The sequence below is a fragment of the Janthinobacterium svalbardense genome, assembly GCF_002327145.1.
GTDB lineage: Bacteria > Pseudomonadota > Gammaproteobacteria > Burkholderiales > Burkholderiaceae_D > Janthinobacterium > Janthinobacterium tructae.
Window position 1 is genome coordinate 1057537 of record NZ_CP023422.1, and the last position, 21521, is coordinate 1079057.

A 21521-nucleotide genomic window follows, 5' to 3' on the forward strand; every position below is an offset into this window, starting at 1 on the left:
CTAGCGCTTGAAGCGCCGTCAGGCTTGAGATATGCCAGCAAGGCCGTGTATAACGCGACCTTGCTGGCGGTACTTTATGCCTTTGGGTCGTTCAGGCGCGTTTCCAGTTCGATCAGACGCAATTCCAAAGCATCGAGCTTGGCGCGGGTCTTGGCCAGCACTTGCGCCTGGATATCGAATTCCTCGCGCGTGACGAGATCGAGACGGGCGAAGCCCTGGGTCATCATCGATTTCACGTTTTTCTCGATATCCTTGGCTGGCGAGTTTTCGATGGCTTGATGGATCTTGCCTTGCAAGTCGTTAAAGAAGGTATTCATGTCCATGGTCAGTCCTTTTATGGTGCGGCCTGTGCATCGCACCATTGCGGTGCACAGCGGCGTTAATCTGGTGCGAAACTGGGCGGTCCATTGTGCTTCAGCAGCCCGTATCCGCAGTCCTGGCGGCTTGCCGGGTATGTATGGACGAAAATGCACCTATCAAGGTGGCAAGAGAGCTGGCACGTATTCTGCTAAAGAAGTGATGAACGCTTTGTGATCTCCAGCCAAGATTTTAAACCTCAACCGCTTTAAAAGTTCAATAAAAGGAAATCGCCATGAAGAATCTCTCCAAGAACATGACTTTAGTAGCAGCGTTGACGCTGGCCATGACCGCCGTGTGCGGCAGCGCCATGGCCCAGGATGCAGTGGCAGCACCTGCTGTGGCCGAAGCCGTACCTGATAACGTGGTGAGCTACAACGTGGCGCTGACCAGCGACTATCGTTACCGTGGAGTGTCGCAAAGCCGTCTCGATCCTGCCATCAGCGGCGGTGCCGACTATACCCACAATCCGACGGGCCTGTATGTGGGCACCTGGTTGTCGAGCATCAAATGGATCAAGGATGGCGGCGGCGATACCAACCTGGAATGGGATATCTACGGCGGCAAGCGGGGCGAGATCAGCAAGGATTTTACCTATGATGTGGGCGGCCTGTACTATTTCTATCCCTCGAATGGACTGAGCACCAATGCCAACACTTTCGAGCTGTACGGCCAACTTGGCTACGGGCCTGCCTATATCAAGTACTCGCACTCGACGACCAATCTGTTTGGTGTCGCCGACAGCAAGAACAGCGGCTACCTCGATGTGGGCGCGAATATCGATATGTACGAAGGTTATCTGCTGAACCTGCATGTGGGCCGCCAGAAGGTCGCGCATAACGATTCCCTCAGCTACAACGATTACAAGATCGGCGTGACCAAGGATTTTGGCATGGCAACAGTCGCCCTGGCTTACGTCAAAGCCAATATTACGTCGCTGGCACCGAATGGCAAGAACCTGGCGAAATCCGGTCTCGTGCTGACCGTGTCCAAAACCTTTTAAGCGAGAATGCCATGAAAATGATTACCGCAATCATTAAACCGTTCAAACTGGACGAAGTGCGTGAAGCCTTGTCGGCTATCAATGTGCAAGGCATTACCGTCACCGAAGTGAAAGGGTTCGGCCGCCAGAAAGGTCACACGGAACTCTACCGTGGGGCTGAGTATGTCGTCGATTTCTTGCCAAAGACCAAGATTGAAGCGGCCGTCGATGACGCCATTGTCGACCAGGCCATCGAAGCAATCGAAGGTGCTGCGCGTACCGGTAAAATCGGCGATGGCAAGATTTTCGTCTACAACCTGGAACAGGTCATCCGCATCCGTACCGGTGAAACCGGCAACGAAGCGCTCTAAGGGGAATATTGATGCATAAAAATATAACAAAATTGCTCGCCGGGATAGCCTGCCTGTGTGCGTTTGGCGTCGCCACGCCAAGCTTTGCCGATGCGCCCGCCAAGACGGAGGCGGCCACGACCACGGCCGTCGCCGCGCCCGCCGTGACGCCGGTGCCTGACGCCGCCCCCGCTGCCGCCGCTCCGGCCCCGGCCGCTGCTGCGCCAGTCGCCGCGCCCGTCGCCAACAAGGGCGATACCAGCTTCATGATGATCAGCACCTTGCTGGTGATCTTGATGACCATCCCCGGCCTGGCTCTGTTCTACGGCGGCCTGGTGCGCTCGAAGAACATGCTGTCGGTGCTGATGCAAGTGTTCATGGTGTTCGCGCTGGTCATCGTGCTGTGGTGCATCTACGGCTATTCGATCGCCTTCACGGAAAAAACCGCCTTCTTCGGTGGCTTCGACCGCCTGTTCCTGAACGGTATCTGGGATCCGGCCAAGGGCACGTTTGCCGCCGCCGCCACCTTCAGCAAGGGCGTCGTCATTCCCGAGTTCGTCTTCGTGGCTTTCCAGGGCACGTTTGCCGCCATCACCTGCGCACTGATCGTCGGCGCCTTTGCCGAGCGCGCCAAGTTTGCCGCCGTGCTGGCCTTCGTCGTGCTGTGGTTCACGTTTGCCTACCTGCCAGCGGCCCACATGGTGTGGTTCTGGACCGGTCCTGACCTGATCACCAACGCCGCCACCTCGGCCAGCGAAGCCCTGAAGGCTGGCTGGATCTGGCAAAAAGGCGCGCTGGACTTTGCCGGCGGCACCGTGGTGCACATCAACGCCGCCGTTGCCGGCCTGGTAGGCGCCGTCATGATCGGCAAGCGCGTCGGTTACGGCCGTGAATCGATGGCGCCGCACTCGCTGACGATGACCATGATAGGCGCATCCTTGCTGTGGGTGGGCTGGTTCGGTTTCAATGCCGGTTCCTCGCTGGAAGCGGGCGACGTGGCGGCCCTGGCTTTCGTCAACACCTTGCTGGCCACTGCCGCCGCCACCCTGTCGTGGGTATTTGGCGAGTGGATCAGCAAAGGCAAGCCATCGATGCTCGGTGGCGCGTCCGGCGCCGTAGCCGGCCTGGTGGCGATCACCCCGGCAGCCGGCTTTGTCGGCCCGATGGGTGGCCTGGTCATCGGCTTGCTGGCCGGTGTCATCTGCCTGTGGGGCGTGAATGGCCTGAAACGCCTGATCGGCGCCGATGATTCGCTCGACGTGTTCGGCGTGCATGGCGTGGGCGGCATCCTGGGTGCCTTGCTGACGGGTGTGTTTGCTGCACCACAACTGGGCGGTCAAGGCATCTTCGACTACGTCACCAACAAGATGTCGGCTGACCCGTACTCGATCGGCCATCAGGTGTGGGTGCAGGCGCAAGCGGTCGGCACCACCATCATCTGGTCGGCCGTGGTTTCCGTCATCGCCTATAAACTGGTCGACATCGTCATCGGCCTGCGCGTACCGGAAGAAGAGGAGCGCGAAGGCCTCGATATCACCAGCCATGGCGAGCAGGCATATCATGGTTAAATGATGGCAATATGGCATGCCAGCGCCCCGGCGCGGCATGTCTGGCTGGAAAAGGCGCCTCATTGAGGTGCCTTTTTTTCGTTGTGCGAATGGAAAAGGTCTTTAAAACAAGGCTTTTGCCCCGATTTGGGGTACTTACACGGTAATATAGTCAGCAGTTCTGTGTGCTTTTTTGAATACTGCACATAATTTAAGGATGTAACTATGGTTCCCCATCTCGTCACGGCCCTGACCGGACCGCTGCTCGACCTCGAAAAAAAGATTCTGGCCGCGACGCCGGCCATTGAGCGCTGGTTTCGCATGGAGTGGCAAGAACATACGCCACCCTTTTATTGCTCGGTAGACTTGCGTAACGCGGGCTACAAACTGGCGCCCGTCGACACCAATCTGTTCCCTGGCGGTTTTCATAACCTGGCCACGGAAATGCTGCCCCTGTCCGTACAGGCGGCCATGGCCGCCATCGACAAGTATTGTCCGGACGCCCGCAACCTGCTGATGGTGCCGGAATTGCACAACACCACGCCGCAATACCTGCAAAACGTGGCGCGATTGATGCAGATCTTCCGCCAGACGGGCCTGCACGTACGCCTGGGCTCATGGTCGCCCGAGATCACCCAGCCGACGCCATTGGCGTTGCCAGATGGCAACATGCTCGTCATCGAGCCGCTCGTGCGCCTGAACAACGGCCGCCGCCTGGGCTTGAAGGATTTCGACCCGTGCACGATTTTGCTGAATAACGACTTGTCGGACGGCATACCCGATATCTTGCAAAATATTCATGAACAAAGCCTGCTGCCGCCCTTGCACGCGGGCTGGGCCTTGCGCCGCAAGAGCAACCACTACACGGCCTACGATGAAGTGGTGAAAAAATTCGGCAAGATGATCGATGTCGACCCGTGGATGCTCAACCCCTTTCACGCCAAGTGCAGCGACGTCAACTTCCAGGAAGGCGAGGGCGAAGATGCGCTGGCCGCCAGCGTCGACGTGCTGCTGGCCAAGATCCGCAAGAAATACAAGGAATACGGCATCAAGGAAAAGCCGTTTGTCATCGTCAAGCCCGATGCGGGCACGTATGGCACGGGCATCATGACGGTGCGCGACGCCAGCGAAGTGCGCGACTTGTCGCGCAAGCAGCGCGAAAAAATGTCGATCGTCAAGGATGGCCAGCTGGTAACCGACGTGATCATCCAGGAAGGCGTGCCGACCTTCGAGAGCATCAAGGATGCGGTGGCCGAGCCCGTCGTCTACATGATCGACCGCTATGTGGTGGGCGGCTTCTACCGCGTGCACGCGGAGCGTGGCGTGGACCAGAACCTGAACGCGCCCGGCTCGCAGTACGTGCCGCTGGCGTTTGCCCAGCAGCATGCCGTGCCGGACTTGAAGGCCAAGCCGGGCACGGCCGCACCAAACCGCTTCTATGTGTACGGCGTGGTCGCGCGTCTGGCCTTGCTGGCCGCGTCGCTGGAAATGGAGCGCACGGACCCGAATCCCGAGGTGTATTGATCCCTCCCGGCAGCTTGCCGGGCGTGGTGACTACCGCGCCTGGCGATCTCGGCTAGAATCAAGCATTCCTTATCCAGGCTCCCCGATTGGACGCACCATGAAAATTGCATTCCTTGCCGACCCGCTGGCAGGCTTCAAGACTTACAAAGATTCCACCTTCGCCATGATGCGCGAGGCGGCCAAACGCGGCCACGCCGTGTACGCCTTCGAACAGAAGGACATGGCGCTGGAAGAGGGCATCGTCACGGCACGGGTAAAACACATCGAGCTGACCGGTGATGAACATGACTGGTACAAGGTGGTCTCCACCGAGGAAGTACGTTTGTCGACCCTGGACGCCATCATTGAGCGCAAGGATCCGCCGTTCGACATGGAATACGTGTATGGCACGTATTTGCTGGAACTGGCGGAAAAGCAGGGCGCCTGCGTCTTCAACAAGCCGTCCGCCATCCGCGACAACAATGAAAAGCTGGCCATTGCCCAGTTTTCCGAATTCACCTCGCCGACCCTGGTAACGTCGGATGAAGCGCGCTTGCGCGCCTTCCACGCCAAGCACCAGGACGTCATCTTCAAGCCGCTCGACGGCATGGGCGGCACGGGCATCTTCCGCGTCAAGGCCGATGGCCTGAACCTGGGCGCCATCATCGAGACCTTGAGCGAGAACGGCGCGCAAACCATCATGGCGCAGCGTTTTATCGCCGACATCGTCAAGGGCGACAAGCGCATCCTCGTCATCGGCGGCAAGCCGGTGCCGTTTTCGCTGGCGCGCATCCCGCAGGCGGGCGAAGTGCGCGGCAACCTGGCCGCCGGCGGCACGGGCGTGGCGCAGCCATTGACGGCGCGCGACCTGGAAATCGCTGAAAAACTGGGCCCGATCCTGGCCGCGCGCGGCCTGATGCTGGTAGGATTGGACGTGATCGGCGACTATCTGACGGAAGTCAATGTCACCAGCCCGACCTGCTTCCAGGAAATCATGCAGCAGACGGGTTTTGATGTGGCTGCCATGTTTGTCGATGCCGTCGAGCATGGCGTTGCGCAAGCGCAGCAGCATCAGAAGGTGAAATGACCATGGTAGGGATTTTGCTCATGACACATGCCCCGCTGGGACAGGCCTTCATCGCCGCCTGCGCGCATGTGTTTCGCGGGCCAACGGAACGTTTTGAAGCCATCGACGTCGTCGCCGACCAGGACCTGGCGGAAGTGCAGAAGCTTGCATCGGACGCCATCTGCCGCCTCGACGACGGCTCCGGCGTGCTGGTGATTACCGATGTGAAGGGCGGCACGCCGTCGAACTGCTGCAACAAGCTGGCCGATGCGGGCCGGGTGGAAGTCATCGCCGGCATCAGCCTGCCGATGCTGCTGCGCGCCATCACGTATCGCCGCGACACGCTCGACGTGGTGGTGGAGATGGCGCTGGCCGGTGCGCAAAGCGGCGCCGTGCGCGTCGATAACCGCATCCGCGTGGGCGAGTAAAGAGTGACATGGCCGCCGCCCTGAAGGCGGCGGGTTTTATAGCTAGGGCTGGCAACAATGCAGTGCATTCAGGGATAGAGACCATACAAAAATGATTCAAAGAGAACTCGAAATCATCAACAAGCTGGGACTGCACGCACGCGCCTCCGCCAAATTTACCCAGCTCGCCGCCAAGTTCAAGAGCGACGTCTGGCTGACCCGTAACGCGCGCCGCATCAACGCCAAATCCATCATGGGCGTGATGATGCTGGCCGCCGGCAAGGGAGCGAAAGTGACCCTGGAAGCCGAGGGCGATGATGAGCAGGCATGTGTCGATGCGCTCACCGCCCTGATTAATGACAGGTTTGGCGAAGGCGAGTAATGCCCGCCGAACGTAGCCGCAGCCGCATTCCGACAGGTCACCCCATGGCATCTTTCACGCTCCACGGCATCCCGGTCTCCCGTGGCATCGCCATTGGCCGCGCGCATCTGCTGGCGCCGGCCGCCCTTGACGTCAAACACTACCTGGTCGCCCAGGAACAGATCGAAGCCGAAGTCCAGCGTCTGCAAAACGCCATCGCCGCCGTCCACAAGGAACTGCAAACCCTGTGGAACGAGCTGCCGAAAGACGCGCCCACCGAGCTGGGTGCGTTCATCGACGTGCATGCGCTGATCCTGTCGGACCCGCTGATCGCCGAAGCGCCGCTCGACATCATCCGTTCGCGCCATTACAACGCCGAATGGGCGCTGCTGACGCAAATCGATGAATTGTCGGCGCAGTTCGATGAAATCGAAGACCCGTATTTGCGCGAACGCAAGGCCGACATCCAGCAGGTGGCCGAGCGCGTATTGAAAGTCTTGCTGGGCACGGAGCAGCTGCTGCCCAAGGCCGTGGCCGAAGACGAATTGATGGCGCAGATGATCGTCGTCGCGCACGACATTTCTCCGGCCGACATGCTGCAATTTCGCGACCGCTCCTTCATCGGTTTCATTACCGACGTGGGCGGACAGAACTCGCACACGGCCATCGTCGCGCGCAGCCTGGATATCCCGGCCGCCGTCGGCATGTCGCAGGCGTCGATGCTGATCGAGCAGGACGACTGGCTGATCATCGACGGCGACGCCGGCGTGGTCATCGCCAACCCCAGCGCGCTGGTGCTGGAGCAGTACCGCGAGCGCCAGGTGGCCATGCAGCGCGCGCGCAAGAAGCTGGGCAAGCTGAAAAAGACGCCGGCCGTCACCAAATGCGGCACCCCCATCACCCTGCTGGCGAATATCGAACTGCCCGAGGATTGTCCGTTTGCGCTGGAGTCCGGCGCCAGCGGCGTGGGTCTGTTCCGCTCCGAATTCCTGTTCATGGGCCGCGCCCACAAGATTCCCACCGAGGATGAGCAGTTCGAGGCTTACCGCAACACGGTGCAGTCGATGAAAGGGCGCGTGGTGACCATCCGCACGCTCGACATCGGCGCCGACAAGCCGCTCGACCAGTCCGACCATACGGCCTTGAATCCCGCACTGGGCTTGCGTGCCATCCGTTATTGCCTGGCAGAGCCGCAACTGTTCCTGACGCAGCTGCGGGCGATCCTGCGCGCTTCGGCCTTCGGCAAGGTGCGCATCCTGATCCCCATGCTCGCGCATGCATTCGAGATCGACCAGTCGCTGGCCATGATCGCGCAAGCCAAGGTCAGCCTGCGCGAGGAGGGCGTCAAGTTCGACGATGCCGTCGAAGTGGGCGCCATGATTGAAATTCCCGCCGCCGCGCTGGCCCTGCCCATGTTCGTCAAGCGCATGGATTTCCTGTCGATCGGCACGAATGACCTGATCCAGTACACGCTGGCCATCGACCGCGTCGACTACGAAGTGGCGCATTTGTACAATCCGCTGCACCCGGCCGTGCTGCAGCTGATCTCGATGACGATCGCCGCCGGCCACAAGGCGGGCATCGACGTGGCCGTGTGCGGCGAGATGGCGGGCGACGTGAAGCTCACGCGCTTGCTGCTGGGCATGGGACTGCGCGAGTTTTCCATGCATCCGGCCCAGCTGTTGGCGGTCAAGCAAGAGATCCTCAACAGCGACCTGGGCCTGATCGCACCACAAATGCGCAAAATTATGCGTTCCATGGAACCAAATGTGATCGCGGAAGCTGTCCAGCAACTGCAGCTCATGTAAACTGTCACCTATCAGCATCAGGACACATCGCGCGCGGCAAGAGGTGTCCTGATGCTACAGTTGCAGCACCTATCATCGCGGTGCCGCATCGACCATGGCCCGTGGGGCCACCCCCTTTTATAAACCGACACACATGTCATCCATTGGAATCGTTTCGCCGCAAACCATGTATTTTGCGCAACCCCTGCAGCTGCAAAGCGGCGCATCGTTGCGGGACTATATGTTGATGTATGAAACCTACGGCACCCTGAACGCCGACAAATCGAACGCGGTGCTGGTCTGCCACGCCCTGAACGCCTCGCACCACGTGGCCGGCGTCTACGCGGACGAGCCGAAAAGCACGGGCTGGTGGGACAATATGGTGGGACCGGGCAAGCCGCTCGACACCAATAAATTCTTCGTCATCGGCGTCAACAACCTGGGCTCCTGCTTCGGCTCGACTGGCCCCATGCACACCAATCCCACCACCGGCAAGCCGTATGGCGCTTCCTTCCCCGTCGTCACGGTGGAAGACTGGGTCAGCGCGCAGGCGCGCCTGGCCGATGAACTGGGCATCACTCAGTTTGCCGCCGTGATGGGGGGATCGCTGGGCGGCATGCAGGCGCTGGCGTGGAGCATCATGTTCCCCGAGCGGCTGCGTCACTGCGTGGTGATCGCCTCGACGGCCAAACTGTCGGCGCAAAATATCGCCTTCAATGACGTGGCGCGCCAGGCCATCCTGTCCGACCCCGATTACCATGGCGGCGACTTCTATGCGCATGGCGTGGTGCCGAAGAACGGCTTGCGCGTGGCGCGCATGGTGGGCCACATCACGTATCTGTCGAATGACGACATGGCCGAGAAATTCGGCCGCAAGCTGCGCGATGCGGCGCAGACGGGCGACTACAAATTCGGCTTCGGCATCGATTTCGAGATCGAATCGTATCTGCGCTATCAGGGCGACAAGTTTTCCGAGTACTTCGACGCGAACACCTACCTGCTCATTACCAAGGCGCTCGATTATTTCGACCCGGCGCGCGCGCATGGCGGCGACCTGGCCAAGGCCCTGTCTGCTACCCAAGCCAAGTTCTTTCTCGCCTCGTTTTCCACCGACTGGCGCTTCTCGCCCGAGCGCAGCCGCGAAATCGTCGAAGCGCTGGTGTGCAACCGCCGCCAGGTGACCTATGCGGAAATCGACGCGCCGCACGGCCACGATGCCTTTTTGCTGGAAGATGCGCGCTACATGAATATGGTGCGCGCCTATTATGGCCAGGTTTGGCACGACATCGGGGCGGGCTTGCCCGCTCCTGCACCGCACACCGCCGTCCGCCAGGGCGCCAAGGAGACCGCATGACTTTTGACGAATTGAGCGCACTGCGCCCCGACCTGGCCTTCATCGCCCACTGGGTGCCGAACAACGCGCATGTGCTGGACGTGGGCTGCGGCGAAGGCGTGATGCTGCAGTACTTGCAAAGCGACAAGGAGTGCAGCGGCTATGGCATCGAGATTGCCGACGACAAGGTGCTGGCCAGCACCCTGCGCGGTGTCAACGTGATCCAGCAGGACATGGAAAAAGGCCTGGCCATCTTTGGCGACAACAGCTTCGACACGGTGCTGTGCCTGTCGTCCCTGCAGATGATGAAGCAGGTCGAGCCGCTGCTGCGCGACATCGTGCGCGTGGGCGCCGAGGCCATCGTCTCGTTCCCCAACTTCGCCTACTGGCCGCACCGCGTGGCGCTGCTCAAAGGCCGCATGCCCGTGTCGAAATCGCTGCCCTACCAGTGGTACGACACGCCCAACGTGCGCTGCGCTACCATCAACGACTTCCGCGAACTGGCCGAGGAATGCGGCCTGGAAGTGATCGAATGCGTGGCCCTGGCCGAAGGCAAGATGGTCTCCGTGCTGCCGAACCTGCGCGGCGACCTGGCCGTCTTCCGCCTGCGTAAAAAAGCGGTGCATTGATGACCACAAGCCCGGCGCCTGGCTGGCGTTCCTATGCCAATGGCCGCATGCTGGCCGTGCTGGTGCTGGGCTTCAGTTCCGGCCTGCCCCTGTTCATCCTGCTGTATCTGCTGCAGGCATGGCTGGCCAAGTCGGGCTTGAACGTCAAGGCGCTGGGGCTGTTCGCCCTGGTGCAGTTCCCGTATATCTGGAAATTCCTGTGGGCGCCTTTGATGGACCGCTACCGCATCCTGGGACTGGGGCGCCGGCGCGGCTGGATGGCATTGACGCAGGTGGCGCTGTTTTTTGCCATCGGCGGCATGGGCATGCTCGACCCGCTCACGCAAATCGGCCTGATCGCGGCCGCCGCCGGTGGCGTCGCCTTTCTGTCTGCCAGCCAGGACATCGTCATCGACGCCTACCGGCGCGAAATCCTGGACGATAACGAGCAGGGCCTGGGCGCCGCCGTCATCGTCAACGCGTATAAAGTGGCAGGCATGGTGCCGGGTGCGTTGTCGCTGATCCTGGCCGACCGCATGCCGTGGCAGCCTGTTTTCTGGATCACGGCCGCCTTCATGCTGCCTGGCCTCGTGTGCACCTTGATGATCAGGGAGCCGACCGTCTACGGCTCGCCGCCGAAGACCATGCGCGAAGCGATCATCTTGCCGTTCCAGGAATTTATCGCGCGCGATGGTTGGCGTAACGCAATGTGGATCCTCGCTTTCGTATTACTCTACAAAATCGGCGACAGCATGGCCACGGCGCTGGCGACGAAGTTTTATCTGGATCTGGGGTTTAGCATGACGCAGATCGGCCTGGCCGCCAACACCACGGGTTTCTGGGCCAGCCTGGCCGGCGGCGTGGTGGGTGGCGTGTGGATGCTCAAGCTGGGCATCAACCGGGGCCTGTGGGTGTTTGGCGCGCTGCAGGCGATCGCGATTTTGGGATTCGCCTGGCTGGCGCAGGTGGGGCCGAACACCATGCTGCTCAGCGCCGTGATCGGTTTTGAAGCCTTTGCCAGCCTGGGCCTGGGTGCGGCCGCCTTTGTCGCGTTCCTGTCGCGCACCACGGACCCGCGCTACACGGCCACGCAATATGCCTTGTTTTCCAGCCTGAGCGCCGTGCCGCGCACCCTGATCAATGCCTCGGTGGGCTTTCTGGTCGCCGAGCTGGGCTGGTTCTCGTTTTTCATCGTGTGCTTCTTCCTGGCCTTCCCGGCCATGATGATGCTGCCTAAAATCGCTCCATGGAGGTCTGCCAATGGCACCAATATCCCTTAAACGTTACGCCGTCCTGGCCAGCCTGTGCGCGGCCACCGCGCTGGCCCCCCTGTCCGTCCACGCCCAGCAGGCGACGGTGCAGGATGGTATCAAGGTGCGACCCTTGTCGACCTCGCGCATCTTTGCCGGCGGCGCCGATTTCAATGCAGAATCGAAGCAGCAATATGCGCAGCTGGTCAACGAAGCGAAGGAAAAAAACGCGCTGGTGCCCGATAGCGACCCGCAGGTCAAGCGCCTGCGCGCCATCGCCCAGCGCATCATCCCGTTCGCCACGCGCTGGAACGAGGCGGCGGCCAACTGGAACTGGCAGGTCAACCTGCTCAACTCGGACGAGGTCAATGCCTTTTGCATGCCTGGCGGGCAGATCGCTTTTTACAGCGGCATCATCACCAAGCTCAATTTGACCGACGATGAAGTGGCCGTCGTCATGGGACATGAAATTTCGCATGCCCTGCGCGAACACTCGCAGGCGCAGGCCGGCAAGGGCAACCTGGCCGCCGTCGGTGCCAAGCTGGCCGGCGCCGGGCTGTCAGCCTGGCTCGGCGTCGATCCGAACATCACCAGTACCGCCACGAATATGGCGGCGCAGGGCGTGATGCTGAAGTTCTCGCGCGACGATGAACGCGAGGCAGATTTGATCGGCATGGACCTGGCCGCGCGCGCCGGCTTCGATCCGCGTGCCGGCGTGATCCTGTGGCAGAAAATGGCCGCCGTGAGCAAGGGCGCGCCGCCGGAATTCCTCTCGACCCACCCGTCGGGCAAGGACCGTATCTCGCAGATGAACAGCCACATGGCGCAAGTGCTGCCGCTGTACGCGCGCAGCAAGGGCGTCAGCGTGGACGCCTTGCCGCCGTACCGCAGCAACGCCATCGCGCAGCGCTAGGATGGCGAAGTGTCACGCCGCCGCACCCTTGCCCATGCGCGACGGCGTGGCGCCCAGTTATCTGTGGCTGCCAGAAGGGCAGTGGCCCGACATGCTCACCTTTCTGATCGAGCGCTATCCGCAGATCGGCGCCGCGCAATGGCTGGACCGCATGGCGCGCGGCGAAGTGCTCAATGGCGACGGCGCCGTGCTCGGCCCCGGCAGTGCGTACAAGCGCGGCATGCGCATTTTTTACTACCGCGAGCTGGAACGCGAAACGCCGATCCCCTTCCAGGAAGAGATCCTGTTCCAGGATGAGCATTTGATCGTCGTCGACAAGCCGCACTTCTTGCCCATGACGCCGGCCGGGCGCTTCTTGCAGGAGACCTTGCTGACGCGCCTGAAGAAAAACCTGGACTGCGCCGAGCTGACGCCGATCCACCGCCTCGACCGCGAGACGGCTGGCGTGGTGATTTTTTCGCGCCAGGTAGCCAGCCGGGGCGCCTACCAGACGCTGTTCCAGCGCCGCGAAGTGCGCAAGACGTATGAGGCGCTGGCACCGCATCTGGATGGCTGCGATTTTCCGTTCACCTACCGCAGCCGCATGGTCGAGGGCGCGCAGTTCTTCCTCATGCGCGAGGAAGCGGGCGAGGCGAATTCGGAAACCATCATCGACGTGATCGAACGGCGCGGCGAGGTGAACCTGTACCGGCTGCAGCCGCACACGGGGCGCAAGCACCAGCTGCGCGTGCACCTGGCTTCACTCGGCATCCCCATCGTCAACGATGCGTTTTATCCGCTGGCCCAGCAGTGCAAGGAAGACGACATGTCGCACCCGCTGCAGCTGCTGGCGCGCGCCATCGATTTCACGGACCCTTTGAGCGGCGAGCCGCGCCATTTTGAGAGCCGGCGCAGCCTCGAAGCTCAAGCCTTGATCGTGTAATCGATGATCAAGGGCGCGTGGTCGGAAAAGCGCTCGTCCTTGTAGACGCTGACCGTATGCGCCTGGGCCGCGATGCCGGGGGTGGCGACGTGGTAGTCGATGCGCCAGCCGACGTTCTTCGCGTAGGCCTGGCCCCGGTTGCTCCACCATGTGTACTGGTCTTCGCGCTTGTCCAGGCCTCGGTGCACGTCGACAAAGCCCACTTCGTCGAAGACGCGCGTCAGCCACTCGCGCTCTTCCGGCAGGAAGCCGGAATTCTTCTTGTTGCCCTTCCAGTTTTTCAGGTCGATTTCGTGGTGAGCGATGTTCCAGTCGCCGCAGATGACCACTTCGCGCCCCAGTGCCTTCAATGCCAGCAGGTGCGGCAGGAACAGTTCCATGAAGCGGAACTTGGCTTCCTGGCGCTCCGGACCGGACGAACCGGACGGGCAGTACACGGAAATGACGGACAGGTTGCCAAAATCACAGCGCACGTAGCGGCCCTCGGCATCGAATTCGGGGCTGCCGAAACCGATATGCACGGCATCCGGTTCCACCTTGCTGTACACGCCCGTGCCGGAATAACCCTTTTTCTCGGCATAGTGGAAATGGCCATGGTAGCCGTGCGGGTTGAGGAATTCCGGCGTCATGTCGGGCAGTTGCGCCTTCAATTCCTGCACGCAGATGAAATCGGCCGTTTGCGTGCCCATCCAGTTGAAAAAGCCTTTTTTGGCGGCGGAACGGATGCCGTTCAGGTTGGCGGAGATAATTTTTGGCATAGGTCGAGAGTCAATGGTGAGCGCTAGCGGCGCTGAACGGGGCCTGCGGGCGCGGCATTGCGATTGTCTCGCCGCTGCGCGCGGATTAAAATACAGGCACTTTTAAAAAATGAGGCTAATGTGAATAATTTACGCCAGCAGTTTATCGCGTTTTCAGTATCCAAGGGAGTCTTGCGGTTTGGCGAGTTCACCACCAAGGCCGGACGCCAGTCGCCGTACTTCTTCAATGCGGGCCTGTTCCATGACGGCGCCACCCTGGCCGAGCTGGCGCAGTTCTACGCGCAAACCCTGCTCGACTCGGGCGTGGAATTTGACATGCTGTTCGGTCCCGCCTACAAGGGCATCACCCTGGCGTCGGCCACTGCCGTGGCACTGGCCGGCAAGGGCCGCAACACCTCGTTCGCCTTCAACCGCAAGGAAGCCAAGGACCATGGCGAAGGCGGCACCATCGTCGGCGCCAAGCTGCATGGCAAAGTCGTCATCATTGACGATGTGATCTCGGCCGGCACCTCGGTGCGCGAATCGGTGGACATGATCCGCGCCGCCGGCGCCGAGCCTTGCGCCGTGCTGATCGCCCTGGACCGCATGGAGCGCTCCGGCCCGGACGGCCAGCTGTCGCCAAGTTCGGCAGTGCAGGAAGTGTCGAAACAATATGGCATTCCCGTCATCTCGATCGGCAACCTGGACGACTTGTTTGGCTACCTGAATGGCGCGGGCGCCGATCCGGAACTGCTGAAACATAAAGAGGCTGTTTCCGCCTACCGCAATCGGTACGGCATTTAAGTAGTCTTATCCAGCAGCGCCCGCAGCCGCGGGTCGCTGCAGGCAGCACCGGCCGATGGATGGCATTGCAACAGCCGCCGCAACAGCGCGCCGCCGATGCCGCGCCTGCGGAACGGCGGTTTCACGAACAGCATGTTCACCGTCACCCCATGCATGTTCTTGCTGATGTCGAGCATGGCCACCTGCTGGCCGTCGATCCACGCGCACAGCGCGCTGTCCCCTTGCCAATCGATGTGCATCACGCCAGCCATGGCTTGAGCACCGCATGCAGGCCGAGGGCGAACAGCCCGGCAAAAAAGCAGCGCTTGAACACCTGCTGCGCGATGCGCCCGCGCAGCCATTGACCGGCCAGCATGCCGGCCAGCGCCGGCAGCAGCGCATACGCGGAAGCGCCGGCCGCACCGAGGCTGAAGTCGCCGTGCAGGGCCAGGCTGGCCGCCAGCGCCACGGTCGATGCCGTAAACGCCAGGCCCAGCGCCTGTATCAAGGCGTCGCGCGCCAGGCCCAGTCCCTGCAGATACGGCACGGCGGGGATCACGAACACGCCCGTGGCGGCCGTCACCAGGCCCGTTGCCGCGCCCATCACGGGGCCCAGCCAGGCTTCGTGCCGCGCCGGCACGCGCAGCTGCAGCGAGAACAATCCCGCCAGCGCATACAGCATCAGCGCCACGCCCAGCGCGACGATGGCCCAGGTGCCGCTGTCCTGCGGCAGCAGGGCGCCGCCCGCCAGGGTACCGGCCATGACGGCGGCCAGCATGGGCCACAGGCGCCGCATCAGCGCGCGCAGGCCGGGGCCGGCCGCCAGTTGCCACACATTCGTCACCAGCGACGGCACGATCAGCAGGGCGGCCGCCTGCACGGGCGGCATGACGAGGCTGAGCGTGCCCATGGCCACCGTCGGCAAGCCCAGTCCGACTACGCCCTTGACGAAGCCAGCGACGAGAAAACTGGCGCCGACGGCCAGCAGGAATGACGTCTCCATCTTTTTTATCCCACAGTGATTTTGCGTGGATTCTGCGCTTGCCCGGGACTTTCGCCAAGGTGGATTATTTTGAGTCAGCCTAAGTAGAATACGAAGGCTGATAAGATGGCGAAAAGGGGAGCCGCGATGCGCTTTGATCTGGTCGATTTGCAGCTGTTTGTCAACGTGGTGGAGGCGGGCAGCCTGACGGCGGGCGCCGCGCGCAGCCATCTCGCATTGGCCTCCAGCAGTGCGCGCGTGCGCGGCATGGAAGAGGCGCTGGGCATGCCCCTGCTGCTGCGGGGACGGCGCGGCGTGGAGCCGACACCGGTAGGGCAGACCCTGCTGCATCACGCGCGCCTGGTGTTGCTGCAAATGGAGAAAATGCGCGGCGAGCTTGGTGAATTTGCACGGGGCTTGAAAGGGCAGTTGCGGCTGCTGTGCAATACGGCCGCGCTCAGCGAATTTTTGCCCGAAGCGCTCGGTGCTTTTCTCGACCGCCATCCGAACCTGACCATCGACCTGGAAGAGCGCCTCAGTTACGATATCGTCAAGGCCGTCTCGGAAGGGCTGGCCGACATGGGCATCGTGTCCGACTCGGTCGACATGCGCGGCTTGCAGACGTTTTTGTTCCGCCCCGACCGGCTGGTGGTCATCGCCGCGGCCGATGGCGTGCATCACCGCGCGCTCGGCCAGGATGGCGTCGTCGCGTTCTCCACGCTGCTGGAGCACGATTTCATCGGCCTGGCCGACGACAGCGCGATGCAGCAGTATCTGGGCATGCACGCGGCGCGCCTGGGCCGTCCGTTGAAGGTGCGCGTGCGCCTGCGCAGTTTCGATGCCGTGTGCCGCATGGTGGCCAGCGGCGTGGGCATCAGCGTAGTGCCACTGGCGGCGGCCAGCCGCTGCCAGCAGACGATGGCGCTGCGCTGCCTGGAATTATCCGATCCCTGGTCGGTACGCAATCTGACGATTTGCGTGCGCCAGTTCAGTGAATTACCCCTGTATGCGCGCCAGTTGATCGATCATCTGAAGGCGTGACAGGGCATGACAGGAGCAGCGATGCGTTTTTCAGAAGACAAGATGGCCAGCCTGCTGTGCAGCGACCAGGTCGAGCGGCCCATCCACATATGGCAGCCGGAGCATCCCCGCGCCGTGATCCTGGCGATCCACGGCGGCATGGCGCACGCGGGCGACTACGTCACGCCGGCGCTGACCTTCCGCCAGCACGGCATCGCCACCGTCAGCTTCGACATGGTGGGCCACGATGGCAAGCGCAAGGTGGATATCCCCTCGTTCGATGCCTTCCTCGACGATGAAGAGCTGTTCCTCGCCTGGGTCAAGCAGGCGTATCCCGGCGTGCCGATTTTCGTCATGGGTCATTCCATGGGCGGCCTGATCGCCACGCATTTGGGGCTGCGGCGCTTTGCGGGCGACCCGGCGATCAAAGGCTTCATCATCTCATCGCCGTATTACGTGAATGCGATTCCCGTGCCGAAGGTGCTGCAGATGTTGTCCGGCTGGCTGGCGCAGCGCTTCCCGACGATGAAAGTACCGCTGGGGAATCTGACCATGCTGCTGACGCACGATCAAACCATCACCGCGCGCCATTTCCAGGATGAGCGCGACGGCATCCGCGCCAGTGCAGCGTCGGTGCGCTTCGCCCATGCCTTGATGTCGGCGCAAAAGGAACTGGCGGGCGGCTTGTCGGACTGGCGCTTCCCCCTGTTCGCCGTGGTGGCGGGCGACGACAAGCTGGCCGACAGCCGTGCCACGGAAAGCATGCTGCGCAGCGTGCCCGATGGCCTGCTCGACTACCATTTTTACCCGGCCAATTATCACGAGAACTTCAATGAGGTGAATCGCGAGGTGATTTTTGCCGCGATCCTGGCCTGGATCGAGAAACTGCTGGCACCCGTGCCGGCATGAGGCGCCAGTATCGTTATAATCGGCTCAATGAATTGACCGCCGGTGCATGCCGGCCCGGTCCCCGCGGCACAGGGGAATACTCAAGGAACGAACGATGCGCTTGCTGATTGCCCTGTTACTGCCGTGGCTGACTTTTTTCACCATTGGACGCCCCATTGCCGGCATCATTTGCCTGATCCTGCAAATCACCGTGATCGGCTGGCTGCCAGCGACGATCTGGGCCGTGTACTCGCTGAGCCAGTACAAGACGGACCAGAAGATCGCCGAGGCCATGCGCCGGCGCTAAGCCAAGACTGGCCTAAGCTGCGCTTCCTATCTTGATTCAACCGACATGAGGAGAGTGAGATGGCACCAGACAGACGCGGTACCTTGAACCTGGCGGCGGCAATGCTGGCCGCCGGGCTGTTGCTGGGAAGTGCGGCGCAGGCGCAGGGCGATAGTGCCTTGCCGCCCGTGCAGAAGAGCGGGGCGGTGGAGTACCTGAGCGGCGGCATCGGCCTCGATGAATCGACGGCCATCAAGAGCGCCAGCCGGCAATGGCCTTTGAGCCTGGTGTTTTCCGTGCAGGCGGCGGGCAAGGCGGAATTTGCCTCCGACGTGAAGCTGACAATACGCGACGCCAAGGGCGCGCCGGTGCTGGAAACGACGGCCAGCGGACCGTTCCTGCTGGCGAAACTGCCACCGGGCAGCTACAGCCTGCGCGCCACCTTGGCCGGCAAATTGCTGGAACGCAAGGTGCAGGTCAAGGCGGGTAGTTCCGTGCGCGTGGAGCTGGTCTGGCCGGCGGGAACGAACCAGGGCCGGCCTTGATGCTGCGACGGCAGCCCGATCAGCTGACCGCGAGTACGCGCCCTTCGGCGGCGCTTTGCAGCGCCAGTTCGATCAGGCGTATCGTTGCCGCCGCATCTACGGCCGCCACGGGCACTGGTGCGCCGTGGCCGATGGCGTCGGCCATGCCCTGGTAAAAGTCCTGGTAGCGGCCGGCCTGCATCTCGAGGTGTTCACAATGGCCGTCCGGCTGCGTGCCCAGGTGCAGCGCGCCGCGCACGGGGTCCACGCCCCAGCCGGGCTGGCCCGGCCTGCCGCCGGCCCTCAGGGCGTCTTCCTGCGGATCGAGGCCGAACTTCACGAAACTGCCCTTGTCGCCATGCACGGCAAAGCGCGCCGTTGGCGCTTTTACCAGGCAGCCGGCCTGCAGCACCACGCGCAGCTGGTCGTAGTACAAAACGATGTGCATATAGTCGACGGCTTGCGCGCCATCGCGCTGCAGGGCGATATCGGCGTACAGCTTTTCCGGCTGGCCGAACAGCTGCATGGCCTGGTCCAGCATGTGCGGACCCAGGTCGTACAGCAGGCCGCCACCGGGTGCGTCGGATTCGCGCCAGCGCTGGCGGATTTCGGGGCGGAAACGGTCGAAATGCGATTCGACGCTGGCGATGCGCCCCAAGGTGCCTTGCGCCAGCAGCGCTTTCAGGGTCAGGAAGTCGCCATCCCAGCGCCGGTTGTGATACACGCTGAGCACCAGCTTGCGCTCTTGCGCCAGGGTGATCAGGGTCTGTGCTTCAACGCTGGAAATGGTGAAGGGCTTGTCGACCACCACGTGCTTGCCCGCTTGCAGGGCCGCTTGCGCCAGGCTGAAGTGCGCCTCATTGGGCGCGGCGATGACGACCAGCTCGATGGATGGGTCGGCAAACAGCTGCGCCGCATCCGCATACACGGTGGCGTGCGGCCAATCCTTGTGCACGAGCTCGGGCTTGCTGGAGGCGACGGCCGTCAATTCCAGGGCCTCGATGGTGGACAGCACGGGAGCGTGGAAGGTGGAGCCGGCAAAGCCGTAGCCGACGAGGCCGGTCTTGATCTTGTTCATGGCGGGTTCACAGGTGCGTGGAAGAATCCATGATCATACCTGCAAGCGGGCGGCGGCACCGCTGCTGCGATGTTGCCACGATGCCGCCGCCCAGACATTACTTCAGACTCCAGACGTATTGCACCTTGACGCTGGCGCTGACGGGCTTGCCGCCAGCGAGGGCAGGCTTGAACGTACACTTGGCAATGCCGCTGCGCGCCGCCTCGTCGAGGGCCGGATGGCCGCTGCTTTTGACCACACTCGAATTCGTTACCTTGCCGGCGGCATCGACGTCAAAGGACATGTTGACCGTGCCCTCTTCCTTCGCCTGCAGCGATGCGGCTGGGTAGACCGGTTTGCCGCAGACGCCAAAGTCGATGATGGGACGGCGCTCCAGTACCGGCGCACTGTCGGCGGCGACGGCCTGGCCGTAGATGCCGAGGCAGGCGCCGGCGAGGGCCAGCAGCGGCACGGCCGCTTTCCAGTTCAGGGGCTGTGGTGCAGGGCGCAGCAATCGTTTGATACGTGACATAAGATCTCCTCCGTTGGCCGCCTGGGCCAGGTGGTGGGTTGAGAACTGGAGACGTTCCAGTTCCGAGAGTGCAAGAGCCAGACGCCGCGGTTCGCCCAGTTGTCTTGCTGCGAAATCATCTGCAATATGTTCGCGTTCGAGGCGCACGCCGCGAGAAATCCACCAGACGGCAGGGTGGAAGAACAGCAGCGCCTCGATGGCGTTTTGCAACAGGTTGAGCAGATAGTCGTGGCGCCGTATGTGCGCCAGTTCGTGCGCCAGCAGCGCATCGAGCAGCTGCGGCGGCATGCCGGTGATCAGCGCTGCGGGCACCAGCACCATGGGGCGCCAGATGCCGGCCGTGAGCGGACTGGCGATGTTGTCGAGTACGCGCAGGCGCACGGGCCGCGCCACGCCGGCATCCTGCGCCATGCGCGACAGCCTTGTCTGCAGTTGTTCATGTGTGGCGCCTGTGTTTCTGGCGCTGCGCTCTATCCATAGCATGCCCAGTGCCATGCGCACGGCCAGCACGGCGGCGCACAGGGCCCACACGCCGACGACGGCGCGAAGAAGCAGGTCCAGGTCCGGCAAGGTCGTGGGCATGAGCAGTGCGGCGGGCAGCAAGGTGCTGGAGAACATGGCACCCGTGGCATCGCCATCGGCCAGGCGCAAATACAAGCCCGCTGCCGGCCATGCCAGGCAGGCCAGCAGGGCGCCGCAGCCGACGGCGTAGCGGGCCTCGGGACGCGCATTGCGCAGGGCCGCCCGTGCCAGCGCCGTGGCGCAGCCGATCAGCAAGCCTTGCCACAGGAAATGCAGCAGGGTCCAGCCCAATGCTGGCACGAAGCCGCTCATGACTGATCGTCCTTGAGCATTTTCTCAATTTCCTCGCGTTCGGCGCGCGACACGCCCGTGCGCAGCGCCGCCAGCACCAGCGCCTTGGCCGAACCGGCAAAGGCCTTCTGCATCAACTCCTTGAGCAGATTCGTCTGCAGGCTGTCCTGTGCCTGTGCCGGCGCATACACGTGCGAACGCTGGCTTGCGTCGCGGATCAGCAAGCCCTTGGTGTGCATGATCTGCATCAAGCGCAGCACGGTGCCATACGTGATGGCCGGCTTGGTCAACGTCATCGCCTCGTGCACCTGCTTGGCCGTGGCGGCGCCCAGCGGCCACAGTGTTTGCAGCAGATCGAGTTCGGCTGAAGTCGGTTTCGGGATGTCGTGCGTCTTGGTCATGCTGTTTTCCTCTTGCCTGAAATTCAATATGGCTAGATTAAACCTTGTAGACAAAAATGTATACTTTAATTTGAGGCGGTCTGCAAATGCCCTTCAGTGCAGAGGAAAAGTC

25 protein-coding genes are annotated in these 21521 nt (G+C 62.2%); 18 read left to right on the forward strand and 7 right to left on the reverse strand.

Annotated features, from left to right (window positions below; genetic code table 11):
- Positions 1 to 74: 74 nt before the first annotated feature.
- Positions 75 to 323 (reverse strand): accessory factor UbiK family protein, encoded by a 249-nt coding sequence (locus CNX70_RS04625; protein WP_035824443.1) that lies wholly within the window; start codon positions 321 to 323, stop codon positions 75 to 77.
- Between the two features lie 269 nt (positions 324 to 592).
- On the opposite strand from CNX70_RS04625, the gene CNX70_RS04630 reads away from it, so the two are divergent.
- The 13 genes from CNX70_RS04630 to CNX70_RS04690 all read left to right on the forward strand — a co-directional run bounded on the left by CNX70_RS04630 (position 593) and on the right by CNX70_RS04690 (position 13386).
- Positions 593 to 1360, forward strand: a complete 768-nt coding sequence (locus CNX70_RS04630) for a TorF family putative porin (RefSeq protein ID WP_096233747.1) — start codon at positions 593 to 595, stop codon at positions 1358 to 1360.
- An 11-nt stretch (positions 1361 to 1371) separates the two neighbouring features.
- Positions 1372 to 1710: a P-II family nitrogen regulator gene (locus CNX70_RS04635; RefSeq protein WP_010393464.1), complete on the forward strand. Its 339-nt coding sequence runs from the start codon at positions 1372 to 1374 to the stop codon at positions 1708 to 1710.
- A gap of 11 nt (positions 1711 to 1721) precedes the next feature.
- Entirely contained in the window at positions 1722 to 3257 is a 1536-nt protein-coding gene (locus CNX70_RS04640) for an ammonium transporter (protein WP_096233748.1), read from the forward strand.
- A 204-nt stretch (positions 3258 to 3461) separates the two neighbouring features.
- A complete protein-coding gene (gene gshA, locus CNX70_RS04645; RefSeq protein WP_071079543.1) occupies positions 3462 to 4760 on the forward strand; it encodes a glutamate--cysteine ligase in 1299 nt (432 codons plus the stop codon).
- Between the two features lie 97 nt (positions 4761 to 4857).
- Positions 4858 to 5826, forward strand: a complete 969-nt coding sequence (gene gshB / locus CNX70_RS04650; RefSeq protein WP_096233749.1) for a glutathione synthase — start codon at positions 4858 to 4860, stop codon at positions 5824 to 5826.
- Positions 5827 to 5828: 2 nt separating this feature from the next.
- The gene (locus tag CNX70_RS04655; RefSeq protein ID WP_035824452.1) at positions 5829 to 6233 is read left to right on the forward strand and encodes a PTS sugar transporter subunit IIA; all 405 of its coding nucleotides are present in this window, start codon (positions 5829 to 5831) and stop codon (positions 6231 to 6233) included.
- Between the two features lie 91 nt (positions 6234 to 6324).
- Complete coding sequence (locus tag CNX70_RS04660) at positions 6325 to 6594, forward strand: HPr family phosphocarrier protein (RefSeq protein WP_034749416.1); 270 nt, start codon at positions 6325 to 6327, stop codon at positions 6592 to 6594.
- A gap of 44 nt (positions 6595 to 6638) precedes the next feature.
- On the forward strand, positions 6639 to 8381 hold the full coding sequence (gene ptsP, locus CNX70_RS04665) for a phosphoenolpyruvate--protein phosphotransferase (protein ID WP_096238273.1): 1743 nt from the start codon (positions 6639 to 6641) through the stop codon (positions 8379 to 8381).
- A gap of 133 nt (positions 8382 to 8514) precedes the next feature.
- The gene (gene metX / locus CNX70_RS04670) at positions 8515 to 9714 is read left to right on the forward strand and encodes a homoserine O-succinyltransferase MetX (protein WP_096233750.1); all 1200 of its coding nucleotides are present in this window, start codon (positions 8515 to 8517) and stop codon (positions 9712 to 9714) included.
- Positions 9711 to 10322: a methionine biosynthesis protein MetW gene (gene metW, locus CNX70_RS04675; RefSeq protein ID WP_070222822.1), complete on the forward strand. Its 612-nt coding sequence runs from the start codon at positions 9711 to 9713 to the stop codon at positions 10320 to 10322. The genes metX and metW overlap by 4 nt, the downstream gene beginning before the upstream one ends.
- Positions 10322 to 11581, forward strand: coding sequence for an AmpG family muropeptide MFS transporter (locus CNX70_RS04680; protein ID WP_096233751.1), 1260 nt, complete (start codon positions 10322 to 10324; stop codon positions 11579 to 11581). The genes metW and CNX70_RS04680 overlap by 1 nt, the downstream gene beginning before the upstream one ends.
- The gene (locus tag CNX70_RS04685; protein ID WP_096233752.1) at positions 11562 to 12464 is read left to right on the forward strand and encodes a M48 family metallopeptidase; all 903 of its coding nucleotides are present in this window, start codon (positions 11562 to 11564) and stop codon (positions 12462 to 12464) included. Before CNX70_RS04680 ends, CNX70_RS04685 begins: the two co-directional genes overlap by 20 nt.
- Before the next feature lies 1 nt (position 12465).
- Positions 12466 to 13386 carry a pseudouridine synthase gene (locus CNX70_RS04690; protein ID WP_096233753.1) on the forward strand — a complete coding sequence of 307 codons (921 nt, stop codon included), beginning with the start codon at positions 12466 to 12468 and terminating at the stop codon, positions 13384 to 13386.
- Here CNX70_RS04690 and CNX70_RS04695 read toward each other — a convergent pair.
- Complete coding sequence (locus tag CNX70_RS04695) at positions 13368 to 14144, reverse strand: exodeoxyribonuclease III (RefSeq protein ID WP_096233754.1); 777 nt, start codon at positions 14142 to 14144, stop codon at positions 13368 to 13370. The genes CNX70_RS04690 and CNX70_RS04695 overlap by 19 nt on opposite strands.
- A 120-nt stretch (positions 14145 to 14264) precedes the next feature.
- Between CNX70_RS04695 and pyrE the strand changes: the two genes are divergently transcribed.
- A complete protein-coding gene (gene pyrE / locus CNX70_RS04700; protein WP_096233755.1) occupies positions 14265 to 14927 on the forward strand; it encodes an orotate phosphoribosyltransferase in 663 nt (220 codons plus the stop codon).
- On the opposite strand, the gene CNX70_RS04705 is transcribed toward pyrE, so the two are convergent.
- Both CNX70_RS04705 and CNX70_RS04710 read right to left on the reverse strand, forming a co-directional pair.
- The gene (locus tag CNX70_RS04705; protein WP_157750905.1) at positions 14924 to 15166 is read right to left on the reverse strand and encodes a GNAT family N-acetyltransferase; all 243 of its coding nucleotides are present in this window, start codon (positions 15164 to 15166) and stop codon (positions 14924 to 14926) included. The genes pyrE and CNX70_RS04705 overlap by 4 nt on opposite strands.
- Positions 15166 to 15909, reverse strand: a complete 744-nt coding sequence (locus CNX70_RS04710) for a sulfite exporter TauE/SafE family protein (RefSeq protein WP_096233757.1) — start codon at positions 15907 to 15909, stop codon at positions 15166 to 15168. Before CNX70_RS04710 ends, CNX70_RS04705 begins: the two co-directional genes overlap by 1 nt.
- Positions 15910 to 16035: 126 nt before the next feature.
- On the opposite strand from CNX70_RS04710, the gene CNX70_RS04715 reads away from it, so the two are divergent.
- From CNX70_RS04715 to CNX70_RS04730, 4 genes are all read left to right on the forward strand, one after another.
- Complete coding sequence (locus CNX70_RS04715) at positions 16036 to 16929, forward strand: LysR family transcriptional regulator (protein WP_096233758.1); 894 nt, start codon at positions 16036 to 16038, stop codon at positions 16927 to 16929.
- A gap of 21 nt (positions 16930 to 16950) precedes the next feature.
- Positions 16951 to 17817, forward strand: a complete 867-nt coding sequence (locus CNX70_RS04720) for an alpha/beta fold hydrolase (protein WP_096233759.1) — start codon at positions 16951 to 16953, stop codon at positions 17815 to 17817.
- Between the two features lie 94 nt (positions 17818 to 17911).
- Positions 17912 to 18103: a YqaE/Pmp3 family membrane protein gene (locus tag CNX70_RS04725; RefSeq protein WP_096233760.1), complete on the forward strand. Its 192-nt coding sequence runs from the start codon at positions 17912 to 17914 to the stop codon at positions 18101 to 18103.
- Positions 18104 to 18162: 59 nt separating this feature from the next.
- On the forward strand, positions 18163 to 18627 hold the full coding sequence (locus tag CNX70_RS04730; protein WP_096233761.1) for a carboxypeptidase-like regulatory domain-containing protein: 465 nt from the start codon (positions 18163 to 18165) through the stop codon (positions 18625 to 18627).
- A gap of 19 nt (positions 18628 to 18646) precedes the next feature.
- Here CNX70_RS04730 and CNX70_RS04735 read toward each other — a convergent pair whose 3' ends face one another.
- The 3 genes from CNX70_RS04735 to CNX70_RS04745 all read right to left on the reverse strand — a co-directional run bounded on the left by CNX70_RS04735 (position 18647) and on the right by CNX70_RS04745 (position 21409).
- Positions 18647 to 19684: an oxidoreductase gene (locus CNX70_RS04735; protein ID WP_096233762.1), complete on the reverse strand. Its 1038-nt coding sequence runs from the start codon at positions 19682 to 19684 to the stop codon at positions 18647 to 18649.
- Positions 19685 to 19781: 97 nt separating this feature from the next.
- The gene (locus CNX70_RS04740) at positions 19782 to 21029 is read right to left on the reverse strand and encodes a M56 family metallopeptidase (protein WP_096233763.1); all 1248 of its coding nucleotides are present in this window, start codon (positions 21027 to 21029) and stop codon (positions 19782 to 19784) included.
- Complete coding sequence (locus CNX70_RS04745; RefSeq protein ID WP_096233764.1) at positions 21026 to 21409, reverse strand: BlaI/MecI/CopY family transcriptional regulator; 384 nt, start codon at positions 21407 to 21409, stop codon at positions 21026 to 21028. Before CNX70_RS04745 ends, CNX70_RS04740 begins: the two co-directional genes overlap by 4 nt.
- Positions 21410 to 21521 lie beyond the last annotated feature (112 nt).